Source organism: Paraburkholderia elongata (genome assembly GCF_013177735.1).
Classification (GTDB): domain Bacteria; phylum Pseudomonadota; class Gammaproteobacteria; order Burkholderiales; family Burkholderiaceae; genus Paraburkholderia; species Paraburkholderia elongata.
Map to the genome: position 1 here is coordinate 38,318 of NZ_WOEZ01000052.1, position 23,645 is coordinate 61,962.

Annotated in this window: 16 protein-coding genes, 1 pseudogene and 1 riboswitch; of the genes and pseudogenes, 9 read left to right on the plus strand and 8 right to left on the minus strand. The window is 60.2% G+C overall.

The annotated features are described in order from the left end of the window. Nucleotides 1-112 precede the first annotated feature (112 nt). Together metE (GNZ13_RS11320) and metE (GNZ13_RS11325) are read left to right on the plus strand one after the other, a co-directional pair. The gene (gene metE, locus GNZ13_RS11320; RefSeq protein ID WP_172163640.1) at nt 113-2,392 is read left to right on the plus strand and encodes a 5-methyltetrahydropteroyltriglutamate--homocysteine S-methyltransferase; all 2,280 of its coding nucleotides are present in this window, start codon (nt 113-115) and stop codon (nt 2,390-2,392) included. Between the two features lie 5 nt (nt 2,393-2,397). After that, nucleotides 2,398-4,673, plus strand: a pseudogene (gene metE, locus GNZ13_RS11325) (5-methyltetrahydropteroyltriglutamate--homocysteine S-methyltransferase). Then, a riboswitch (cobalamin riboswitch) is annotated at nt 4,666-4,824 on the plus strand. It overlaps the preceding pseudogene by 8 nt. Here metE (GNZ13_RS11325) and GNZ13_RS11330 read toward each other — a convergent pair. Together GNZ13_RS11330 and GNZ13_RS11335 are read right to left on the minus strand one after the other, a co-directional pair. Next, on the minus strand, nt 4,790-5,944 hold the full coding sequence (locus GNZ13_RS11330; RefSeq protein ID WP_456238723.1) for a porin: 1,155 nt from the start codon (nt 5,942-5,944) through the stop codon (nt 4,790-4,792). It overlaps the preceding riboswitch by 35 nt. A gap of 100 nt (nt 5,945-6,044) precedes the next feature. Then, nucleotides 6,045-7,028 carry a LysR family transcriptional regulator gene (locus GNZ13_RS11335; protein ID WP_172163643.1) on the minus strand — a complete coding sequence of 328 codons (984 nt, stop codon included), beginning with the start codon at nt 7,026-7,028 and terminating at the stop codon, nt 6,045-6,047. A gap of 551 nt (nt 7,029-7,579) precedes the next feature. Here GNZ13_RS11335 and GNZ13_RS11340 point away from each other — a divergent pair. The 3 genes from GNZ13_RS11340 to GNZ13_RS11350 all read left to right on the plus strand — a co-directional run bounded on the left by GNZ13_RS11340 (nt 7,580) and on the right by GNZ13_RS11350 (nt 11,114). Beyond that, entirely contained in the window at nt 7,580-9,142 is a 1,563-nt protein-coding gene (locus GNZ13_RS11340; protein ID WP_172163646.1) for an HAL/PAL/TAL family ammonia-lyase, read from the plus strand. Nucleotides 9,143-9,256: 114 nt separating this feature from the next. Then, nucleotides 9,257-10,093 carry a transporter substrate-binding domain-containing protein gene (locus tag GNZ13_RS11345; RefSeq protein ID WP_172163738.1) on the plus strand — a complete coding sequence of 279 codons (837 nt, stop codon included), beginning with the start codon at nt 9,257-9,259 and terminating at the stop codon, nt 10,091-10,093. Nucleotides 10,094-10,184: 91 nt separating this feature from the next. Then, nucleotides 10,185-11,114 (plus strand): LysR substrate-binding domain-containing protein, encoded by a 930-nt coding sequence (locus tag GNZ13_RS11350; RefSeq protein WP_172163649.1) that lies wholly within the window; start codon nt 10,185-10,187, stop codon nt 11,112-11,114. Nucleotides 11,115-11,321: 207 nt separating this feature from the next. Here the strand turns inward: GNZ13_RS11350 and GNZ13_RS11355 are convergent, their stop codons facing one another. Next, nucleotides 11,322-12,632 (minus strand): MFS transporter, encoded by a 1,311-nt coding sequence (locus GNZ13_RS11355; protein WP_328807218.1) that lies wholly within the window; start codon nt 12,630-12,632, stop codon nt 11,322-11,324. 113 nt (nt 12,633-12,745) lie between these two features. Between GNZ13_RS11355 and GNZ13_RS11360 the strand changes: the two genes are divergently transcribed. Further along, the gene (locus tag GNZ13_RS11360) at nt 12,746-12,925 is read left to right on the plus strand and encodes a RidA family protein (RefSeq protein ID WP_172163555.1); all 180 of its coding nucleotides are present in this window, start codon (nt 12,746-12,748) and stop codon (nt 12,923-12,925) included. On the opposite strand, the gene GNZ13_RS11365 is transcribed toward GNZ13_RS11360, so the two are convergent. Continuing rightward, the gene (locus GNZ13_RS11365; protein WP_172163655.1) at nt 12,885-13,880 is read right to left on the minus strand and encodes a COG4280 domain-containing protein; all 996 of its coding nucleotides are present in this window, start codon (nt 13,878-13,880) and stop codon (nt 12,885-12,887) included. The two genes, GNZ13_RS11360 and GNZ13_RS11365, sit on opposite strands and share 41 nt — an antisense overlap. A gap of 252 nt (nt 13,881-14,132) precedes the next feature. Between GNZ13_RS11365 and GNZ13_RS11370 the strand changes: the two genes are divergently transcribed. After that, entirely contained in the window at nt 14,133-16,031 is a 1,899-nt protein-coding gene (locus tag GNZ13_RS11370) for a potassium transporter Kup (protein WP_172163658.1), read from the plus strand. Nucleotides 16,032-16,404: 373 nt separating this feature from the next. Further along, the gene (locus GNZ13_RS11375; RefSeq protein ID WP_172163661.1) at nt 16,405-17,913 is read left to right on the plus strand and encodes an MFS transporter; all 1,509 of its coding nucleotides are present in this window, start codon (nt 16,405-16,407) and stop codon (nt 17,911-17,913) included. A 75-nt stretch (nt 17,914-17,988) separates the two neighbouring features. On the opposite strand, the gene gudD is transcribed toward GNZ13_RS11375, so the two are convergent. After that, nucleotides 17,989-19,338 (minus strand): glucarate dehydratase, encoded by a 1,350-nt coding sequence (gudD, locus tag GNZ13_RS11380; RefSeq protein ID WP_172163664.1) that lies wholly within the window; start codon nt 19,336-19,338, stop codon nt 17,989-17,991. A 53-nt stretch (nt 19,339-19,391) separates the two neighbouring features. Beyond that, the gene (locus tag GNZ13_RS11385) at nt 19,392-20,723 is read right to left on the minus strand and encodes an MFS transporter (RefSeq protein WP_172163667.1); all 1,332 of its coding nucleotides are present in this window, start codon (nt 20,721-20,723) and stop codon (nt 19,392-19,394) included. 437 nt (nt 20,724-21,160) lie between these two features. Here GNZ13_RS11385 and GNZ13_RS11390 point away from each other — a divergent pair, with 437 nt between their 5' ends. Continuing rightward, complete coding sequence (locus tag GNZ13_RS11390) at nt 21,161-21,871, plus strand: FadR/GntR family transcriptional regulator (RefSeq protein ID WP_172163670.1); 711 nt, start codon at nt 21,161-21,163, stop codon at nt 21,869-21,871. 61 nt (nt 21,872-21,932) lie between these two features. Here GNZ13_RS11390 and GNZ13_RS11395 read toward each other — a convergent pair whose 3' ends face one another. Then, complete coding sequence (locus GNZ13_RS11395; protein ID WP_172163673.1) at nt 21,933-22,268, minus strand: AtuA-related protein; 336 nt, start codon at nt 22,266-22,268, stop codon at nt 21,933-21,935. A gap of 1 nt (nt 22,269) precedes the next feature. Further along, entirely contained in the window at nt 22,270-23,628 is a 1,359-nt protein-coding gene (locus GNZ13_RS11400) for an acyclic terpene utilization AtuA family protein (RefSeq protein WP_172163676.1), read from the minus strand. Nucleotides 23,629-23,645 lie beyond the last annotated feature (17 nt).

The window sequence follows — 23,645 nt, forward strand, 5'->3', positions numbered from 1 at the left end:
GGATCCATGAAGAAAGTTTATCGATCAATGAAATAATGCCATTATATTTCATGGCCCGTTCCCCCTATGATCGACCCGTTCATCCAATCAGGATCAGGAGCGGTTCATCATCATGGCGACAACACATAACCTGGGCTTCCCCCGTATCGGCGCCACACGCGAACTCAAATTTGGCCAGGAAGGCTACTGGAAGGGTCAATCGTCACGCGACGAATTGACGGCGCTGGGCGCGCAACTGCGCCAACGCCACTGGGAAAACCAGGCAGGACTCGATCAGGTGCCGGTCGGCGACTTCTCGTTCTACGATCAGGTCCTCGACATGAGCTTTACGCTCGGCAATGTCCCGGAACGTGTCCGCGGCTTCGAAGGCGATCAGCTGGACAACTATTTCCGCGTCGCGCGCGGCCGCTCCGCCCATGATTCAGCGTGCAGCTGCGGCGTGCAGGCGGGCGAGATGACCAAATGGTTCGATACGAACTACCACTACATCGTGCCAGAGTTCAGTGCGGCGACGGAATTCTCGCTGGACGCGTCACGTCTCGTCGATCAGCTCGCGCAAGCCCGCGCGCTCGGCGTCAAGGCGAAGCCCGTGATCATCGGCCCGGTCACGTATCTATGGCTCGGCAAGCCGAAGGACGATTCAGACAAGCTCGCGCTATTGCCGCGCCTGTTGCCCGTCTATGTGGCCTTGATTGAGCAGTTGGCGGCACAAGGCGTGGAGTGGATCCAGATCGACGAGCCGGCGCTCGTCACGGAACTGGATGCGTACTGGCAGAAGGCTTTCGTCACGGCCTACGACGCGCTGAAGACCGACAAGGTCAAACTGTTGCTCGCGACTTACTTCGGTCAACTGCAGGACAACCTCGAGCTTGCCTGCAAGTTGCCGGTTCAGGGTTTGCACATCGACGCGATCAATGCACGACCGGAAGTCGAGCAAGCTGTTGCGCTCTTGTCGGCCGATAAGGTGTTGTCGCTCGGCGTGATCAATGGGCGCAACATCTGGAAAGCCGACCTCAACGCCGTACTCGATTGGCTGGAGCCGATTCATCGCGTGTTGCAATCGCGGCTGTGGATCGCGCCGACGTGCTCGTTGCTGCATGTACCGGTCGACCTGAACAGCGAACAGAAGCTCGATCAGGAAACTAAAACGTGGCTCGCCTTCGCACTGCAAAAACTCGATGAACTGAAAATCCTCGCTCAGGCGTTGAACGGCAGCCGGGAATCCGTACAAGCTGCGCTCGCCGCAAACCACGCGGCTATTGAGAGCCGCCGCCAGTCCCCGCGCGTGCACAACCCGTCGGTCAAGGCCGCGATCGCAAAGATCGATGCGGCGTTGGGCCGTCGCGATAGCGCCTATCCGCAACGCGCGGCGAAGCAGTCCGCCTTGTTGCAGCTGCCGGCCTACCCGACCACCACCATCGGCTCATTCCCGCAAACCGCCGAAATTCGCCAGGCACGCAGCCAGTTCAAGAGCGGCGAACTGGACGAAGCCAGCTACAAGACGGTGATGCAGCGAGAAATCGCCCGCAGCGTGCGTGAACAGGAAGCGTTGGGCCTCGACGTGCTCGTGCACGGCGAAGCAGAACGTAACGATATGGTCGAGTATTTCGGCGAACAGCTCGACGGCTACGCGTTCAGCCAGTTCGGCTGGGTGCAGTCCTATGGTTCCCGTTGTGTCAAACCACCCATTCTGTTCGGCGATATCAGCCGTCCGAAAGCCATGACCGTCGAGTGGATCACGTATGCACAATCGCTGACGGCCAAGCCGATGAAAGGCATGCTGACCGGCCCCGTCACGATCCTGAACTGGTCGTTCGTGCGCGACGACCAGCCGCGCTCGGTGTCGTGCTACCAGTTGGCACTCGCCATTCGTGAAGAAGTGCTGGACCTGGAAACAGCCGGTGTACGTGTGATCCAGATCGATGAAGCAGCGCTGCGTGAGGGTCTGCCACTGCGCAAATCGCAATGGAACGACTATCTGCAATGGGCGGTGGAGTCCTTCCGCATCACGGCAAATGGCGTGCAGGACGAAACGCAGATTCACACGCATATGTGCTATTCGGAGTTCAACGACATCATCGCGTCGATCGCCGATATGGATGCGGACGTGATCACCATCGAGACGTCGCGCTCGGATATGGAGTTGCTGGACGCGTTCGACAACTTCAACTACCCAAACGAAATCGGACCGGGCGTGTACGACATTCACTCGCCGAACATTCCTGGCCAGGAGCACATCGTGCAACTGATGCGCAAGGCGGCTGAGCGTATCCCGGCGGAGCGCCTGTGGGTCAATCCGGATTGCGGTCTGAAAACGCGCACATGGGAAGAGGTGATCCCGGCGCTGAAGAATATGGTCGCGGCGGCACAAACCCTGCGCGCAACGGCGTAATGTCTATGGCCCGCACCCACATCTCTGGTTTTCCGCGCATCGGCGCACAGCGCGAATTGAAGTTCGCACAGGAATCGTTCTGGCGTGGCGAATCCGACGATGCCTGTCTGAAGGGCATCGCAAAGGAATTGCGCATCCGGCATTGGGAATTGCAGCGCGCGGCGAAGCTGGACTTCGTCGCGGTCGGCGACTTCGCTTACTACGATCAGATGCTGAACCTGAGCGCGCTGCTCGGCGCGTTGCCGGAGCGCTTCGGGTTCGAGCCGGCGACGCTTTCGCTGACGCAGTATTACGAGCTCGCGCGGGGCAACAAAGCACAACCGGCCATGGAAATGACCAAGTGGTTCGACACCAACTACCACTAACTGGTGCCGGAACTGGGACCTGATACGACCTTCAATGGCGGAGTCGACTGGTTCTTTGATGAGATCGACGAAGCGCTCGCGTTGAATCTGCCGGTCAAGCCGGTGTTGATCGGGCCGATCACCTACTTGTGGCTGTCCAAGAGTCCTGTTCCTGGCTTTGACCGTCTGTCGCTTTTGCCGAAGCTGGTGATCCGCTACATGCGCATTCTCGAGACACTCAAAGAACGCGGTATCGAATGGGTTCAACTCGACGAGCCGGCCCTGTGCCTCGATCTCAACGAGGAATGGCTTGAGGCATTCTCGGCAGCGTATGACGTGTTGGGGGTCTCGGGCGTCAAGGTTTTGCTAGGGACCTACTTCGACACGGCGGCCGACCACGCAGCGATGGTTTCGCAACTTCCCGTGCACGGCGTCCACATCGATCTGATCCGTGCGCCGCAACAACTCGACGTATGGCGAACCGCGCTGCCCGCGGACAAGGTGCTGTCGGCGGGTGTGATCGACGGCCGGAACATCTGGCGCGCAGACTTGGGGGAAATCGTCGGCTCGCTTGATGCGCTGCACGCGGAACGCGGTGAGCGCCTCTGGATCGCACCGTCATGCTCGCTCATTCATGTGCCGGTCACGCTCGCTTCCGAAACGAAACTCGGCGGCGAGCTCAAGTTATGGCTCGCATTCGCGACCGAGAAACTCGATGAACTCGGCACGATTGCGCTCGCACTCCGCGACCCGGTTGCCGCTGAACCAGCGCTCGCTGCCGCGGATGCCGCGCTCGACGCACGACGTGCCTCGGGCTCGGTCATGAACGTCCTCGTTCAAAGAAAGGTCGCGGGCATCGCCGATGCGATGGCTAGCCGCAAGAGCCCATTCATTGTCCGCAGCCGCGTGCAGCAGCACTCACTGAAACTCCCCCTGCTGCCGACCACCACGATCGGTTCGTTTCCGCAAACACCGGCAATCCGGCAAGCTCGCGCGGCGTACAAGCGCGGCGAGATGCGAGCACTCGACTACCTTGAACGGATGCGCGCCGAAACGGCAAGCGTGGTTCGCAAGCAGGAAGAACTGGGACTCGATGTGCTCGTGCATGGTGAAGTGGAGCGCAACGACATGGTTGAATTCTTTGCCGATAAGCTCTGGGGCTTCGCGTTCACGGAAAACGGCTGGGTCCAGAATTACGGCTCGCGGTGCGTCAAGCCGCCGATCATCTACGGTGACGTCTATCGTCCTGAACCCATGATGGTGGACGCCGCCTGCCACGCGATCTGACTAACCGCCTGGTGAAAGGCGTACTGACCGGACCGGTGACGATGCTCGAGTGGTCATTTGTTCGCGACGACCAGCCCCGCTCGACCACGGCGCTGCAGTTGGCGCTCGTGATTCGCGACGAGGTGATCGACCTTGAAAAAGCCGGCATCCGGATCATTCAGATCGACGAACCCGCCTTCCGCGAGGGCTTGCCGCTACACAAAGAAGACCGGTCAGCGTATCTGGAATGGGCAACGCGCGCATTCAGGATTGCCGCGGGCGGCGTATCCGACGCCACGCAGATTCATACGCACATGTGCTATTCCGAGTTCAACGACATTCTTCCCGCGATCGCCGATCTGGATGCGGACGTCATCACGATCGAAACCTCGCGCTCCTCGATGGAACTGCTCGACGGTTTTGTCGAGTTCGCCTATCCGAATGGTATTGGACCGGGCGTGTTCGACACCCATTCGCCGCGCGTGCCGAGTGCCGATGCGATGCAGCAGTTGCTCGAACGAGCATGCGAAGTGGTGCCGGCCGAACGGCTTTGGGTCAATCCCGACTGTGGCCTGAAGACACGCGGCTGGCCCGAGACGGAAGCCGCGTTGAGCAATATGGTTCAGGCCGCGAAGACGTTGCGTCAAAAGCTCGCTGAAAGTACTCGGTAATTTATATCAATGCATTCAATGCTCCGAGTCTGCGGCTGCCCCCGCAACTGTAAGCGGCGAGTCTGTGCCACTCATGACCACTGGATCTCCGGGAAGGTCGACACGTGACGTTGACATTAGAACTGGTGCCGGATGCCGACACGCGCAAGGAATTGATTCGCGCTCGTCGAGGGCGCATCAGCACCGGTGATGTAGGCGGTATTCAGCGGCGCCGCCACCGTGCTGCCGCCCGAAGCGTGCTGATAAAGCCCTTGCACATAGACGTCCGTACGCAGCGACAGGTTGTAGTCCGCCATCAAGCCGAATTGCTGCCATTTTGGCTTCGAGTTACCCGCGTTGCTGTCGAAATGCCCGAGCGTGTAGGTGTACATGGCGCCGACATAGGCACTCTTCGTGAACTGATACTTGGCGTTGAGTTCGAAGTTGTCGAACTTCAACGAGCTCGCCGTGTTCGCGAAGTTTCCTACATACACCGACCCCGTCGCGTTGTTCAGGCTCGTATGGCTGTACACGAAGCCAAGCACCGTCGGACCGATCGTATAGTTGATGCCCGCACCCCAAACCTGTTCGCGTCCGGCAAAGAAGTCTGTGTCGTCGGCTGCAAGCGATCCGCCTGACGTACCGCCCGGATTGTTGATCTGCATGTACGCTGCCGCCACGGTCACCGAGCTGCCGACGTATTGCGCGCCAAGGCTATATGAACGGTTGTTCGCGAAGCCGCCGGCCTGGTTGCTGAAACCGTACAGGCCACCGAACGTCACGCCGCCATAAGTGTTGCTCGTGTACTTGACGCTGTTGTTCAGGCGGAATGAGTTGTCGGTGTTGTCGTTATCGTACGGATGCGACATCAGATAGCCCGCCCAGTTGCCGTTCGCCGTGAGCGGCGCGAGGAAGTCGACAACGGAATCGTATTGCCGGCCCATCGTCAGCGTGCCGAATTGCGCGGAACTGAGACCCACGTATGCCTGCCGGCCGAACATCCGGCTACCTTGGCCGAGTTTGCCCGAGTTGACGTCGAAGCCGTTCTCCAACTGGAAGATGGCCTTGGTGCCGCCACCCAGATCTTCGGTGCCTTTCAAGCCCCAGCGGCTGCCCTGCGCAAAGCCGCTCTCCAACTGTACGTTCGAATGCCCGCCCGAGTTGCTGGTGTAGTTCAGACCTTCGTCGATCAAGCCGTACAGCGTGACGCTGCTTTGCGCCATCGCGCTCATCGGGACAAGCGCGCAGCCGAGCGCCGTGTTAGCAGCCGCGGCAATCAGGAGTTTTTTCATGAATGCAGATCCTTGTGGGTATGATGACCTCGCCGGTATTTCGTCGCGTCAACAGCGCGGCGGCACAGATATGCGGCGTCAGGTTCACGCACTTTAGGACCTACAAAATGCGGCTCCCCAGCAATTCAGTATTGCCCGATTGGTGTTGTAGCGAGCCGACGGCTATCGCACCCTGCCGCTTGCTTTCCGCTGGCGTGTGACGATAGCGCTCGACGACGAAGTCGACGAAGCTGCGCAGCGCGAGCGCCATGTGCGGCTGCCCGGAATAGAGCAGCCATACGGTACGCTCGTCGGCGCAGAGCGTCGCGTCGCTCAGCAGCGCGCGCAGACTGCCGTCCGCGAGTTCTTGCTGCACCACGGATTGGGAAAGCCGTGCGATCCCGAGCCCGGCCTGCACAGCCCGTTTAACGACCAACGGGCTTTGTATGTTCAGAATCGGCCGCACAACGACGCGCTGTGTGCCGTGCGCATCGCGGAATTCCCAATAGCGGCTTGGCGCATCGGAGGCGACCAGTACGTCGTGCGACGCGAGTTCGGCCGGTGTGCGCGGCGGCCTGCACCTCGCCAGATATGCGGGGCTCGCAACGATCACGTCGCGAGTCTGCGCGAGCAGCCGGCAGATAAGCGACGAATCGCGCAGGCGCCGCTCGGCGCTGAAACATACATCGAACTCGTGCGGCGCCACGTCGCTCATATTGTCGAACACGGTCAACTCGAAGTTCATGCGCGGCTCCTTCAGGCGGTATGCTGCCAGCACGTCAGGCAGGTCCGTCGTCGCATAGAGCGATGACGCCGCGATCTTAAGCGAACCGGCCGGCTGCCCCACGGCGGACGCAATGCACTCGTCCATCGTGTCGAGTTGTTTGAGCAATTCGACGCAACACTCCCAATAGGATTGCCCGGTGCTTGTCAGCGAAACACGCCGTGTGGTCCGATTGATCAGGCGCACGCCCAAATGCTCCTCGAGCGCCGCCACGCTGCGGGTAACGACCGAATTGGAAATACCCAATTGCTTGGCCGCTTCCGCAAAATTCAGGCACTCCGCGACTTTGGTGAAGACGCGTATCGACGCAAGCTGATTCATCGCATCTTCCGGTGATCGCGGGACGGCCGGCTGGTGGGGTAATACGAAGGGGCGGAATGGCGAAAGGACACGGGATATCTACTCCGTCGGCCGAGTTGTCGAACTCTGTGCGAGTCATTGGCATCGCACGGGCGCCCGGGCAAAATCAAACGCCGGCGCACTGGTCTGTAGAATAAATCGCGTGTCCTTACCAGAAACCGTCCGGTTGATTACAGCGCTGTTATCTAAGCAGTGTTACGGCTGATCCTGTCTATGTTCGCAATCAGATCGGCTAGCGACTGAATCGAAATATCGAGATTTTCTGGTACCAGTCCAAAATCCGAGAAAATTATTTTATCGAATTAAACAGAACTCATCCTTTAGACAGTCAAATTCAACATGACGCAACAAATCCGACTTTAGAAAAACTAAACGCGGAACTCAAATCAAATCGTTTGTGCACCAACACCGCCGACGCTACTCTGCCCTGCAATGATCTCCGGCAAACATCGCGCTTTGAAGCTGATTTTTCCACCCACTTCATTTCATGCATTCGACAGAGGACATTCAGAATGAATTTGGCGCACATCGAATCTCGACCAAGCAAGATATCCGAAGTTCAGCTCGGAGAATCCGATATTTCGATCGAGCAATTCATTGCCGTAGCCCGACATGGCGCACAGATAAAGTTCTCGCCAGTCTATCGCGAGCGCGTGTTGAATTCGCGCCGCCTGGTCGATCTTTTTCTGAGCCAGAACCGGCTTGTCTATGGCGTGACGTCTGGCTTTGGCGCAAATTCGACACGCGTCATCAGCCCGAACGACGCCGAGCAGCTTCAGCGAAATATCGTGCGCTCCCATGCCGTCTCGGTCGGCGAACCGCTGCCTCGCGAAGTTGTCCGAGCCACGCTCCTGATGATGTTGATCAGCCTCGGCAAGGGTTATTCCGGCGTAAGCCTCGAATTGCTGCAGCAAATCGCCGGGCTGCTGAACAACGACATCACGCCGTTCGCGCCGGGCGACGGATCGGTCGGTTATCTCGCGCCCGAGGCACATATGGCGCTCGTGCTGATTGGCGAAGGAGAAGCTTTCTGCCGCGGTGAACGCATGAGCGGCGCCGAAGCATTGGAGCGAGCGGGGCTGAAGCCGCACTCCTTGCGCTGCAAGGAAGGGCTTTCGCTCACCAACGGCACCACCTCAGTGACCGCGATCGGGATGCTGGCGCTTTACAACGCGATCGAGCTTTCGAAGGTTGCGGACATTGCCGCATCGATGTCCCTGCAGCCGCTCAAGGCAACCACGCGCTCGTTGGATGCCCGGTATCACTCCGTCAAGAAACATGTCGATCAGAGGAACACGGCCGACAACATCCGGCGGCTGCTGGCCGGAAGTGCGCTATGCGATCGCTTTGCCGATTACAGACTGCAGGACGCCTACAGCCTTCGCGGCATTGCTCAGGTACACGGGGCGTCCAAGCGGGCGATCAAGGACGCGTACGACGCGATTCTCGATGAAGTGGGGTCGTGCGGCGACAACCCTGTCATCCATCCCGACGGCGAGGATGGTACCGCGATATCCGGCGCCAACTTCGACGGTACGTTCGTCGGCATTGCTTGCGATCTCCTCTGCATCGCCATGACAACGCTCGCGAAGATCTCGGAGCGCCGGACGGACCGGCTCGTCAACCCGTCCTTCAGCGAACTGCCCGCGTTCCTCGCGAAGGATCCGGGGCTGAACAGCGGTTACATGATCATTCAGTACACGGCGGCCGGATTGCTGGGTGAGATGCGCACCCTTGCTCAACCAGCAAGCGTCGACAGCGTGCCGACGTGCGGCAACCAGGAAGACCCCGTGAGCTTCGCCTATCACGCGGCACGAAAAGCCTACGCAACTTCGCAGAAGTTGCAGCACGTGCTGGCGATCGAACTGCTCACCGCCGCCCAGGCGCTGGACTTCTTCGATCCAGCCGACGCATCACCCGCAACCGCGGCGGTGTATGCGCGAATTCGACAGGTTGCCCCGACAGCAGAAGGCGATCGGTTCTTCTATCCGGACATGATGGGAGTCCACCGGCTCGTCGAACAGGGCGACTTGCTGAGCATCGTGGAAAACATCGCCGGCACATTGCACAGCTGAAGCCGGTAGCGCCCGCAATGCCGCGGAGTGTGGCGATCCGAGTATTTCCGATCCAAACACAACCTTGATTCGACACTATGGAGGTGTAATGTGAATACGATTTCCACAAGAGTCCTGAAGACTTCTCTCGTCACCTTTCTCGGCGTGCTGGCACTGGCAGGAAACGGCGCTCAAGCAAAGGAATGGAAGACCGTGAAGGTTGCCCTGGAAGGCAGTTATGCTCCGTGGAATCTGACCTTGCCGAGCGGAAAAATCTCGGGATTCGAACCGGAATTAATCGACAATCTGTGCAAGCGGGTCAACCTGCAATGCGAAACAGTCGCCCAGGACTTTGACGGCCTCATTACCGGCCTGCAGGCCGGCAAATTCGATGTTGTGATGGATGCCCTTGCAATCACACCAGAACGTCAACAGGTCATTGCCTTCTCCAAGCCCTACGCTGCGACGCCGGCCGCATTCGCGACGGTAGATGGACATGGATTGGCGAACACGACAGGAAAAACCTCTTCCCTCAAGCTGACTGGCGACCCCAAAACCGACAGCCCCATGATCGCCCCGCTGCGCGATCAACTGAGAGGGAAATCGATCGGCATTCAATCCGGCACGGTGTACACCAAGTTCATCACCGACAACTTCAAGGACATCACTTCCGTACGCCTCTACAAGACCTCGGCCGAACGTGACCTCGACCTGGTCAACGGACGCGTCGACATGGCCTTCGACGACGTAACCTATTACGCCGGAATCGCCGACAACAAAGACACCGCCCGAATCCGGATCGCCGGACCAACGATCGGTGGCGCGGTTTGGGGGCCGGGAGAAGGTCTTGGGTTTCGCAAACAGGATACGGATCTGAAAGCAAAATTTGACGCAGCCATCACGGCAGCACTAGCAGACGGTACCGTGACGCGGTTGTCGGAAAAGTGGTTCAAGACCGATGTGAAGCCGTAAGCGTGCGGCATTGCATGACGCTGTTGGACGTCGAGGCGGAGATCAGTCTTTGCTAGACTGGCTTCACGATGGCATTTGCCAGGTCAACGACATGAACCGCCTTCCTCCTCTTCGAGCCTTGCAGATATTCGATGCCGTCATTCGTTACGGGGGCGTCGTGGCCGCCGCCGAGGCGCTTCACGTGACGCCCGGTGCGATTAGTCAGCAGATTCGCGTCCTTGAAGACTTTCTCGGGGTCGCGCTTTTCGAGCGGGAAAACACGGGCCTGCGACCGACCCCGCTCTGCGAGCTGTACCACTCGCACATCTCCCGGGGGTTCGAGTGCTTTCATAGCGCCCAGGCGGCGCTCAAGGCACAGACGGGCCGCCGGCTCACCCTGATGACATTTCCGTCAGTCGCGACCCATTGGCTTGCCTCCAGATTGGACACGTGGCACACCATCTGCCCTCACGTGCAGGTCCATGTCGAGGTCGTCGACCACGAAACCAGTATCGGCGCGAGAAGTGCCGACGTCCGGCTAACGTATGGGGCACTACCGAATGACGGAACGCCCTATCACGTCGTCTTTACGGACAGGGTTGCACCCGTGTTTGCACCCTCGCTGTTGCAGGCGGAAAAACCAATCTCGCAACCGGCGGATATCTTGCGCTACCCGCTGATTCACGTCGAGTGGGGATGGGCAAACATGTCGCCACCAACGTGGGGACACTGGTTGCATGCGGTTGGCGTGCCTCTGCCCGAGGGGTTGGCGCCACTCACTTACTCCGTTTCCGGCATGGCAATCGATGCGGCAATTCGGGGAAGATGCATTTCGTTGGGACAGGGCTTTTTTGCCATTGATAGCATCAAGCGACACGAACTTGTCGCGCCGTTCAAGGTCGCCCTACCCATGCCGTTCCCATACTTCATTTGCTGGAAGCGAACTGCGGCAGACTCCCCTGCAACCAGGCAATTTCTCGACTGGCTAATTGAGGAAGCCGAGCAGACGGGACGCGACATAAAAGCCATGTTTGGCGACTGAAGCGCGCATATACAAGCGCAACAAACAGGGTCCAGACAACGGCCAACGGTGCCAAGCGCTCACAGGCAGTTCTTCGGCGAGGTCGTGTGAAAACGCATGCTGAACGTGACGTTCAAAAAAATCGCCCCTTCAGATCGCGTCATGTCGGCTTCGCGACAGGACTCGAACGTCTGCTTTCGACGGGTGCGATCGACCGTAGGTCACGATCTAAGTAATCTGTTTCGATGCGGGCACTGCAGGCTTGAACGCGTCGGGATATTCGTGACGAAACCAATCCTTCACTTGATCGTGATTAAGCGCAAAGAATTCGCGCGATCGCGGTATAAGGACGAAGCCGAAAGCGAGCAGACAAGTGGCAAGACCGAAGCAAGTATAGACTTCCCCCACCGCCCAGTGGGTGAGGGCCACGCCCGCGATCATGGGTCCAAGAATGCCTGCAATCTGCGTAGTCATCATGCTGGCAGCGAGAATGCGTACGCGGAAATTCTGCGGGATAGCCAATGAGCGATGAGTCGCGCCGACGAGTCCCATTGATGCATTGGCGAAACCCACACAGGTGAGCGCCAATACCAGCATGACGGGTGAATGCGCCCAGCCCGAAGCGGCAAGTGCCAGTCCCTCGCACATAGCGGCCCCAACCCGGACATTGAATCGGCCGAACCGGCGTACCAGTGCGTCAGAACCGCGAAAGCTGCCGAGCAGCAAACCTATAGATAAGGCCGCTTCGCAACCACCCAACCAGAGACCCGACAACCCGAGTGATTGAACTTTAAGCGGGATCAGCATGCCGACTGCAGGCCCCTGGAATATCCAGACGAGGAAATTGACAAGTGTCCAACCACGCTCCAGTGGAACGATCCATTTGGCATGCAGTCCGGCGCGCAGATCTTCCCACCACTGCGCCAACCCGCGCGGGTGTTCGCAATGCGGCAACTCAGATGGAAGCTGCAAAGTCACATAGGCCGCCAAGCCGAGCAGGATGCCGTTCAGCCAAAATGTTGCAGCGATACCGCCTAAGGCCAGTGCTGCACCAGCCAAGGCTGGTCCCAAGGCACGACCAGCCGCTTGCGTTGACTTGCGAAGACGAAGCGCCTCGGCCAAACGATTCGCCGGAACAAGTTCAGCCGAAATTGTGGAGCTGGCCGGATCGATGAAGGCTTTCGCCACTACGGTGACTACGCCTATGCAGATGATGAGCGTAAGTCGATAGTCGGACAGCGAGGCGAGCGTAGCAAAGGTAAAGGCCACGACCGTTAAGGCGCAGATACCCCATACAATCTGCGGTCTCTTTGCATAGCGATCCCCAAGTGGCGAAAGCAGGGGCATTGCAAAAATCGTGGTGATGGCAATGCTTGCGCTGTAGATCGCCAGGTCATGCGCGCCGCCCCGATGAACGATCCACCAAGGGAGTGTGATGAAGCCAATCATGTCTGCCAGGACCGTCAGCAGATCGCTGAGAAGCAGACTGGAGAGAGGAGCACCGATCGTACTTATGCGAGATCTAATTCTCCGAAACACCGGTTTCTCCCCTGTTGCGTTCGCTGATGCTACCTCAACATTTTTCCGTTGTTTATCGGGACGTTTCCAGACGTTGGTGTTTCACCAGAACGACTAGTTCATCCGAGACTACCGTGGCCGCGGCATTTCGCGAGATCAAGGATCGCTATATCAAGGTGGATGCCCCGGCCTGGACCATCCTCGGCGTGGCCGCATTGGCGAGGCCAACGCTTTTTGTTGAAATCAAGGCGGTGGCTGCGACACGCGCCGCCGCTAACGTACAGCAGCGCGTCCCGCACTCAGAACAAGGATGAAGGCCACGCCGACGAACAGGAGGCCGGGCGTGTACGCGTGATTGACCACAGCCGCGCGCGTGAGCACCGCCATTGTTGCGATCCAGGCCAGCACGCTGGCGGCCAACAAGCCATCGTCAACAAATAGCCCCAGAACTTCTTGCCAGACTCGCACGATCCCATGGCGCGGTGGGTGAGTCACCGCGGCTGCCCGCGGGCTCCGGGTGTTGGCGGGCACACGTGCCCGGTACAGGCGGCACGCGAAGATCAGCGCCTGCGACACGAGCAGGTAACCGCCAGCGAGGACGAGGATAGCCAGATCGCCCGAGGGCCACACGAGGCCGAGGCCTTCGCCTGCCCAGAATGTACCGAATGCGCAGAGCAGGATGCCGACCGCGTACTTCAACGTGTTTTCGGGCACGTTCGCCAACGGCCGATGCAACACGACGCCCAGCCCGCAAACGAGCACAAGGGCGGCGGCCGCGCCGGCCGACGCCGGACCCATTTGACGACTGCTGGCGCCGAGCGCGATGACGATGAAGACGACTTCCATGCCCTCGAGCATCACAATCTTGAACGAAGTCGCGAGGGCAATGGCATCCCACCTGGCGCGGCGTGTGCCGCCGAACTTGCGCAGCGCTGCCGTCTCCTTTTCGAAGGCAGCTTGCTCGTCGTGCAGCGGTATTCCCCCTGTTGCCCGCAGCATGGCTTTGCGCAGCCAGCGCGCACCGAACAGCAGCGCAAGCGTGCCGACGAGCAGTCGCACCGCGACTAACGGCGCCTGTAGCAACGACTGGCCGAGCGCAACGACCAGCACCACAAGTACGAGCATGGCGGCCGCCGCACCCGTCAGTGCTGAACGCCAGCCTCGTATCGACCCAACCGCAAGGATGACGGTCAACGCTTCCACGAACTCCACCAGGGACGCGAGAAATGACGCGACGATGGATGGACCTGCATGTATCCACGTGATCATGAAGTCTCCCCGAGACGGGTGAAAGGGATCGGCGAGCGGCGAGCATATACGCGTTGGCGTGACCACTTTGACCGATTGACCACACTGTAAGGGTACGCATTTCACTGCGGTGGAAGAAGACAATTCTCTGCCGGTGTGGCCAATGCGATGCCGCAGTCATTGAAAGTTGTTCTGAAAGGTAGGGTCGGTAGCATACGAGGCAATCTCACGAACCCTCCTTTCAATCACGTATCGCTCAACTTAGAACCCCCTATGTCCTCCACTGCTCTCAGCGCGGCCTCTTCTGCAAAGAAAGCTGCACCCGGCCTTGTGCTCGGCGCCATCGGGGTTGTGTTCGGTGATATCGGAACCAGCCCGCTCTATACGCTCCGCGAATGCCTGAAGGCGGCAGGCGGTATCACGCAAACCAATGTGTTCGGCATTGTGTCGCTAATTCTGTGGTCGATCATCATTGTCGTCACGCTGAAATATGTCAGTTTCGTGATGCGTGCGGACAATGAAGGTGAGGGCGGCATCCTGGCGCTCACCGCACTTGCATCCGGCGTCGCGCCCGTGCGATTGCGCGGCGTTTTATTGACGCTCGGGGTATTCGGCGCGGCCATGTTCTACGGCGATTCGATGATCACGCCGGCCATTTCGGTGATATCCGCAGTGGAAGGCGTGACACTCGTGGACCCGCATCTGACCGAATGGATTGTCCCCATCTCGCTCGTCATTCTCACCGGTCTTTTCAAACTTCAGAAACGCGGCACGGGCGCGGTCGGCACGGTTTTCGGGCCGGTGATGATCGTATGGTTCGTGACACTGGCGGCGCTTGGCGTATCCCATATCGTCACGCATACGGCCATTGTGCAGGCCGTGTCGCCGCTCTATGCCGTCAAATTCGTCGCACAGGCGCCGGCCACCGCGTTCGTCGTGCTGGGCTCGGTCTTTCTGGCGCTGACCGGCGGCGAGGCTCTTTACGCCGACATGGGCCATTTCGGCAAAAAACCGATCCGTCTCGCGTGGCTGCTTCTCGTGCTACCCAGCCTGGTGCTGAACTATTTCGGTCAGGCGGCGCTGGTTCTGGAAAAGCCCTCGGCGATCGCTCAACCATTTTTTCAGTCTGCTCCTGACTGGGCACTCGTGCCGCTGGTGCTGCTCGCCACGGCGGCCACGATCATCGCGTCGCAGGCCGTCATCTCGGGCGCCTTTTCGATGACCAAGCAGGCCGTGCAACTCGGCTTTCTGCCGCGCATTCCGGTCGTGCACACGTCGACGCACGAGATCGGGCAGGTGTATGTCCCGTTCATCAACGTCACGCTTTATGCGGCCGTCGTTTTTCTCGTGGTGTTCTTCAAATCCTCCGACAATCTGGCGGCGGCTTACGGTATCGCAGTGGCATCGACCATGCTGCTGACCACCTTGCTGATGTACTTCATCACTCACTGCCTGTGGCGCTGGAAGCCGCTTGCAACCGCGGCTGTCATCCTCCCCCTCGCCCTGGTCGACGCGGTGTTCGTGTCGAGCAACGTTAGCAAAGTACTTGAAGGCGGCTGGTTTCCGCTGCTCGCCGGCGGCGTGTTATTCACCGTGATGACAACCTGGCATAAGGGACGTGAAACGATTGTCGACAAGATGAAAACCGACAATATGCCGCTGGTGGCATTGATTCACTCCCTGTGCGACGGCGCACACTCGCCGCCGCGTGTGAACGGCACGGCCGTTTTTCCAGGTGGGGTTGTCGACATGGCGCCATCCGCGTTTCTGCATAACCTGAAACACAACGGCGTCATGCATCAGACCAACATCTTCCTTGCCGGTACGACGGACAACGTTCCGCATGTTCCCGACGAGCGCAAAGCGACGGTGGTGGACCTCGGGCACGAATGCTACGCCGTCACGGTTCACTATGGCTTCATGGAGATTCCGAACGTTCCCTTCATTCTCGAACTGGCGCAAAAGCAGATGCCGAACTGGAAGTACGAACCTGCGGATACGTCGTTCTTCCTCGCGCGCGACACCGTCATGGCGACCGGTGAAAGCAAAACGATGCCACTCTGGCGCGAGAAGCTGTTCGCGTTTCTTGCAAGAAACGCGGCGCAGGCGGCCGAGTATTACAGCCTGCCCGCTAACCGCGTGGTGGAAATGGGTGGTCAGATCAACATCTGAGCGCCGGCGGCATATTGCAGCGTGCCGACACAGGATATGGGTGCGCAGACCCATTCGCCGCCGGCACGACGGACTGAAACGCTGAATAAGTGGTCGTCAACAGACGTCACATATCGAATTGCATCCACCCTGCCGTGCCCGCGCGCACGGCATTTTTTCGCGCTGAATGCCTGGAAAATAGTCTCGAATAAGGGAAAACCCGTATAATTGGCAACAAGAGGTCAGACATCTATAGGACACAATAGCGGTTAAGACCTTGGCCCGCGCTCTGCCGCGCGGCGCCCACCCTGAAAAGCCCTTCTCTTCCAGACCCGTGAACTCGACTGCGACTACGACCGCGACTGCCCTGCCTTTCCGAAACGCCCTGCTAGCGATGCTCGGCATCGGCCTCGTCAATATGCTGGTCGCACTCGACCAGACTGTCGTCAGCACTGCACTGCCTTCGATCGTCGCCGAGCTGCACGGCTTCGAGTACTACGCATGGATTGCCAGCGCGTACCTGCTGGCGTCGGTGGTGACCGTTCCTGTGTTCGGCCGTCTCGGCGACTATTTCGGCCGCAAGCGTTTCGTGATCGCCGCGGTCATCACGTTCACGGTGGCGTCGGTGCTCTGCGGCGTCGCGAACGACATGCTGTTCCTCGTGATCGCACGCGGCTTGCAAGGCGTCGGCGGCGGAATGATGGTGGGCACGGCGTTCGCGTCGATCCCGGACCTTTTCCCCGATCCGCGCGCACGGGTGCGCTGGCAGGTGGTGATGGCAGCCGCCTACGGGATCGGCACCGCGGCGGGCCCGTCGCTGGGTGGCTGGATGAGCGAGCATTGGGGCTGGCGCTCCACCTTCCTGATCAACCTGCCGGTTTGCGCCGCAGCGCTCTATTTCACCTGGGCGCATCTGCCCAACTTCCAGCGGCCGCACGAGGGCGAGGTCAAGATCGACTGGCTCGGCGCAGCGCTGGTGGCCGCCGTGTTGGGCGGCCTGCAGGCTCTTATCGAAGCCGTGCCTAAAGACGGTCTGACGACCGGCACCCTGGCGTTGGCAGCATTCGTGATCGTGGGCGCCATCGCGTTGCTGGTGTGCGAGAAACGCGCCACGCATCCGATCATTCCGCTCGACCTGTTCAAGGATGCGCAGCTCGTCACGTTGTTCATACTCGGCTTCCTGTCCGGCTTTGTGATGTTTTCGCTGATCTTCTTCGCGCCGCTGCTGTTGCAAGGCGGCTTCGGACTGTCGCCGCAACAAGCCGGTCTGCTCGCTACGCCGATCGCCGCCTGCATCGCGCTCGGCAGCCTGCTGAATACGCGCATCGTCATTCACATGAAGAAGCCCACGCGGATTCTCTCGATTGGGTTCGCGCTGCTGCTGTTCGCATCGATCGCGTTGGCGTTCGCCAATCCGGAGACGCCGCACGTATGGATCGAATTGCCGATGGCGGCCGTCGGCATCGGCCTGGGTTTCATCCTGAACAATCTGAATGTGTTCGGCCAGGAGATTGCCGGGCGTGAGCGCTTCGGCATCACGACCGCGCTGCTGCAGTCCACGCGGATGGTGGGTGGGATGCTGGGCACGAGCATTGTGGCAACGGTGGTTTCGCACCATTACCGCAGTGTGGTCACGCGCACGATGAGCGTGCTCGGCGAGCCGGCCGTATCACAGTGGCAGCCGCGCTTCGTCGATCTGCGCATCCTGATCGACGAAGCATTGCGTCTGAAACTGATTGCGGATATGAAGCCGTCGGGGCTCAATACGTTGGCGCTGATCGACACGGCACGCGATGCACTGGTGCAGTCAATTCATATCGGTGTGTGGCTGACGGCGGTGGCGGCACTTGCGGCCGCGTTGCTCGTGCAGCGCATCTCGCACGTTGTGTTTCGCCGGAGTTGAGTGTGGCGGAACTGCGGTAGTTGATCGCAGCAGCTTGCGGCGGCCCCACGGACCGCCGCCCGGATCATGGGAGACTTAGCGCACCAGACACGGGCGCTTGTTATCGAACTTCCAGTTCGGAATCAGGTACTGCATGGCCACGCCGTCGTCGCGTGCGCCAAGACCATGCTGCTGATACAGCGCGTGCGCCTTCTCGATCTCGTCCATATCCAACTCGACACCAAGGCCGGCGGCCTGAGGCACCTTCACCTTGCCGCCGACGATCTGCAGCGGCTCACGCGTCAAGCGCTGACCGTCCTGCCAGATCCAGTGCGTGTCGATCGCCGTGATCTTGCCGGGTGCCGCAGCCGCGACATGCGTGAACATCGCGAGCGAAATGTCGAAGTGATTGTTCGAGTGCGAGCCCCAGGTGAGCCCCCACTCGTTACACATCTGCGCGACACGCACCGAGCCCTGCATGGTCCAGAAGTGCGGATCGGCAAGCGGGATATCCACCGACTGCAACTGGATCGCGTGACCCATCTGACGCCAGTCGGTAGCGATCATGTTGGTCGCCGTCGGCAAACCGGTCGCGCGGCGGAATTCGGCCATCACCTCGCGGCCCGAGTAGCCGTTTTCCGCACCGCACGGATCTTCCGCGTAAGCCAGCACGTCGTGTTTGTCGCGGCACAGGCGCACCGCTTCCGCGAGCGACCATGCGCCGTTCGGGTCGAGCGTGACGCGGGCATTGGGGAAACGCTCGGCGAGCGCCGTGACCGCTTCGATTTCGGCGTCGCCGGGCAACACGCCACCCTTGAGCTTGAAATCGTTGAAGCCATAGCGCGCTTGCGCTGCCTCGGCAAGTCGCACCACCGCCTCGGGCGTCATCGCTTCTTCGGTACGCACGCGCTCCCAATCGTCGCGCCCTTGCGCGCCGCTAGCATAGGGCAGATCGGTTTTCTTGCGGTCGCCGATATAGAACAGGTAACCGAGCATTTCCACTTCGTCGCGTTGCTGGCCTTCGCCGAGCAGTGCCGCGACAGGCACGCCCAGATGCTGGCCGAGCAGATCGAGCAAGGCGGCTTCGAGCGCCGTCACCGCGTGAATCGTGGTGCGCAGATCGAATGTCTGCAGACCACGGCCGCCAGCGTCGCGGTCGGCGAACTGCGTACGCGCTTTGTTCAGGATAGCTTGAAGATTGCCGATCGACTGACCGATAACCAGAGGACGCGCGTCGTCGATGGTCTTACGAATGCTCTCGCCGCCCGGCACTTCGCCGACGCCGGTATGGCCGGCGCTGTCGCGCAGAATGACGATATTGCGCGTGAAGAACGGGCCATGCGCGCCGCTCAGGTTCATCAGCATGCTGTCACGGCCGGCGACGGGCACGACGCGCAGCTCGGTCACGATCGGCGTAGCGTTCGATTGGGATGAGTTCGTGGACATGATAGGGGGACCAGGTGAGTTAGTGAGCCGACTGGCGGTGGTCGATCGACATTTCAATGTGCTTTGCTTTGGAGCGGCTCCGGCAACGCGTCGCGGTTCACCCGGCGATTGCGGGTCAAGAAACCGGCCGCCGCCGCGATCAGCGAAGCCACGCCCAGGGCGTACAGTCCGCCGGTAATCGAGCCGGTGTGCTGCTGCAGATAACCGAAGGCAGCCGGTGCGAAAAACCCGCCGAGGTTGCCGACCGAATTGATCAGCGCGATGACGGCAGCGGCAACGCGTGCGTCCAGATAACCCTGCGGAATCGGCCAGAACAGCGAAGACGCGGCCTTGAAACCGATCGCCGAGAAGCAGATTGCCACGAAAGACAGCACCGGATTACCCGACGTCGAGGCGAACAGCCCGCACGCCGCGATAACGAGCGCCACGGCCAGCCACGCCTGCTGGAAACGCCATTTCGCCGACAACACCGCGAAGCAGTACATCGCGAACATTGCGATGAGCCAGGGGATGGCATTGAACATGCCGACTTCGAAGTCCGAGAGACCACCCATCTTGCGGATGATTGTCGGCAGCCAGAAGGTGGCCGCGTAAATGGTTAGTTGAATCGCGAAGTACAGGAAGCAGAACAGCAGGATCTGCGGATCCTTCAGCAGCTTCATGGCCGGCAGATGTGCGCCGCCATGCGCCTCGCGCTCGGCCTGCTCGGCCGCGATCGACGTTTCAAGGACAGCCTGCTCTTCAGCCGTCAGCCAGGAGGCATCGCGAATCCGCGACTTCAGCAGCATCCAACTGACGCCGCACAGCACGATCGAAAAGGCCCCCTCGATGAGAAACATCCATTGCCAGCCGTGCAAGCCCAATCCGCGAATGGACAGCAGGCTGCCGGTGATCGGCCCGGACAGCACCGACGCAAGCGCGGAGCCCGAAAGAAAAACCGCCACGGCCTTGCCCCGCTCTTTCTGCGGCAGCCATTGGGTGAAGTAAAACACCACGCCCGGGAAGAAGCCGGCTTCAGCGATGCCGAGCAGGAATCGCAGCACGTAGAAGGACGTATCGTTCCAGACGAACGCCATGGCGGCCGCGACCAGCCCCCACGTGCCCATGATGCGGGTCAGCCAGGCGCGCGCGCCGTACTTCTGCATCAACACATTCGACGGCACCTCGAACAGCGCGTAGCCGACAAAGAACAAACCGCTCCCCAGACCGTATGCGGCAGCGCCGATGCCGAGGTCCGTCTGCATATGGGAATTGACGAAGCCGATGTTCACGCGATCGATGTAGTTCGCAATGAACATGATCAGAAACAGCGGCAGCACATGCCGCTTGACCTTCGAGACCGCGGATTCGAGCGGGTCGGCGGCTGTGGTGAGAGCAGATGTCAAGGTGGTCTCCAGTTTCGGCCTCCAGGGCGGCCTGATCGAACGCATCGCGCGCGTTTGAACAGGCTAGGTGATCCGGTCCTGAAATGCGTGATACGTTGTCTGACGACAGTCTACCTCCTTCAATCCGTCGATTCCAACAAGGTGTTTACCCTGTCATCTGAGCCACACTGAGCCACGTATACTATGGAATAGCAGCAAACATAGTGTCCCGTTGCTAAAAATAGCAACTCAAAATAAGACGTCCGACAACAAGGGAAAATCCGGCCCTGACTGCGCCGGCCGTTACGGGTCAACGCGTCATCCCAACCCGCACCGGGCGCGCGAGATCGAGTCGTGATCATTCGGACTGACGCTATGATGGCTATGTCGAACCGTCACATGACGTCACTCGCACACGCAACGTGTGTATTTCCAGCCGATAAGTCAACAAGCCAGAAATGAGCAGCCTAACTGAGAAGGTGGTGGCCACCCTTTCCGATGAAATCCGCCGCGGCGCCCTGCGGCCGGGAGACCGCATCCCTACAGAAGTCGCGATGATGAAGCAGCTCTCGGTGAGCCGCTCCGTGGTTCGCGAGGCGATTTCACGCCTGCAGGCGGCCAAAGTGGTTGAGACGCGTCACGGCATCGGCACGTTCGTTCTGGAGCCGGCCACGGAACAGTCCATGCAACTGCCCGCCGCCGACCTCTCCAGCATGCTGGACGTGATGGCGATCATCGAATTCCGCATCGACGTGGAGGCAGCCTCGGCCGCGCTCGCCGCGGCGCGACGCACCGAGCAGAATCTCAAGCAGATTCGTGCCGCGCTGGAGCGTTTCGAGTCCGAACTCGAACGGGGGAGTACGGACACGCTCGCGCACGACATCGAGTTTCATCTGCAGATCGCGCGTGCAAGCGGCAACCGCTACTTCTTCGATGTGCTGAGCCAACTCGGCCGCGCGGTGAGCCCGCGCACGCGGCTCGGCTCAGCCGAGATTGCGGAGCTCGACCATATCGAACACCTGCGCAATGTGCTCAGCGAGCATCGGATGATTTATCGGGCAATCGAACGTCAGGACGCGGATGACGCGCGCGCCGCGATGCGCATGCATCTGAGCAATAGCCGCGAGCGACTTCGGCGTGCGCACGAGTTGAGCAAGGCGGGCGGCTGAGCCGAATGCCCGGCGAGCTCAACCGGCTCCACGCTTCGGGCTGCGCGAAAGCGCCAGCGAACTAAGGGGCCGGCGCATTTCCACTCGCAGCCGGCGCTTCCACCTCCAGCCCCATCAAAGCCGAACTCAACGATTTGCCGTGCGCATCAAGCGCAAGCGAGCGCGTCACGCCTCCACCAAGCGCCTGGCCGAGTACGAAGTTAAACGCGGCGATGCCGGGCAATTCATAACGCACCACATCGCCACGTACCACCTCGCTCAGATGTGCCTTGACCCGTTCCGGTGTCAACACCGCTCGCAGATGCTCATAGTGCTTCGCGTCATAACAGATGACGGAGATATTCAGCGTATTGCCCTTGTCGCCGGTTCGCGAATGAGCAAGCTCACGTAGTTTCATGTCACGCCTCCACGAGCGAGAATGTCGGCCTCGCATGCTCGCGCGGCAGCAACACCGATTGCACCGCGACCACTTCGCGCGCTGACTTGGTCACGCCGCCACCGCCCGCCGGGCCATTCGTGTAAAGCGTCTCCACCTCGTTGCCGATCTGCGCTGCTTGCGCCAGCGATTCGGTGCGCCCCGCGACCCGCGCTCGCACTTCATAAGGCTCGGCGTGACCGGCAGCTACCGTTTCGCCATGCAACGCATTCACGCCGATCAGATCGAAGCGCAATTCACGCGTTTCGACACCAGTCAGGGCAAGCCTTTCCCGCACGATATCGAGCGCAAGCCGGGCACGCGCCAGCGCGCCGGGACCGCCGTATGAAATCTGCCCTTCGCCGATGTAGCCATCGAAGTAAGCGACCGACACCTTCAACGTATCGGTACGCGGCGTCCCACGCCCGCCGCTCACGCGAATGCGATCCGGCGCTTCCTGCGCGACACGCACCTGCGTGAAATCGGCAACCACGTCCGGTTGCAGATAGCGCTGCGGATCGTGAATCTCATACAGCAGTTGCTCTTTGCAGGTTGCTTCGGTCACCCGCCCGCCGGCCTGCGCGAGCTTGGTGATGACCACCGAACCATCTGGCGCGACTTCGGCGATGGGAAAGCCGAGCCTCGCGAGATCCGGGACGTCTTTGAAACCCGGATCTGCAAAATAGCCACCGGTGATTTGTCCCGCGCATTCGAGCAGGTGGCCGATCACGGTTGCCTGCCCGAGCGTCTGCCAGTCGTCCATCTGCCAGCCGAATTCGTGGATCAGCGGCGCGACGAACACGGACGGATCGGCTACGCGTCCGGTCAGGACGATTTGCGCGCCGGCCGCCAGCGCCTCGACAATCGCCGCTGCGCCGAGATACGCATTGGCGGACACGAGGCGATCCTTGTACGAAGCGACGCTTTCCCCTGACTCCTCGAAGCGGAAATGACCCTGCCGAATAACGTCGAGTACATCGTCGCCGGTGACGGCGGCAATCTTCACGTCGCCGAGACCGAGCGAGCGCGCAATCTCAGCGGTCTTGCGCGCCGCCGCGAGTGGATTGGCCGCCCCCATGTTCGAAATGATCCGCACGCCGTTACGAAGCGCAGCGGGAAGCACCGCCTTCATGCGGGTTTCGAGCAACGGGTCGTAGCCCCGCTCAGGATCTTTGCTGCGCGCTTGCTGCGCGATCGCAATCGTGCGCTCGGCGAGGCATTCAAACACCAGGTAATCGAGCGCGCCGTGTTCCGCCAGTTCGACCGCGGGTTCGATACGGTCGCCGGAATACCCCGCGCCCGCGCCGATTCGCACCGGCCGTCTATGTGGAGTCGCTGTCATGATGGTCACATCCGTTC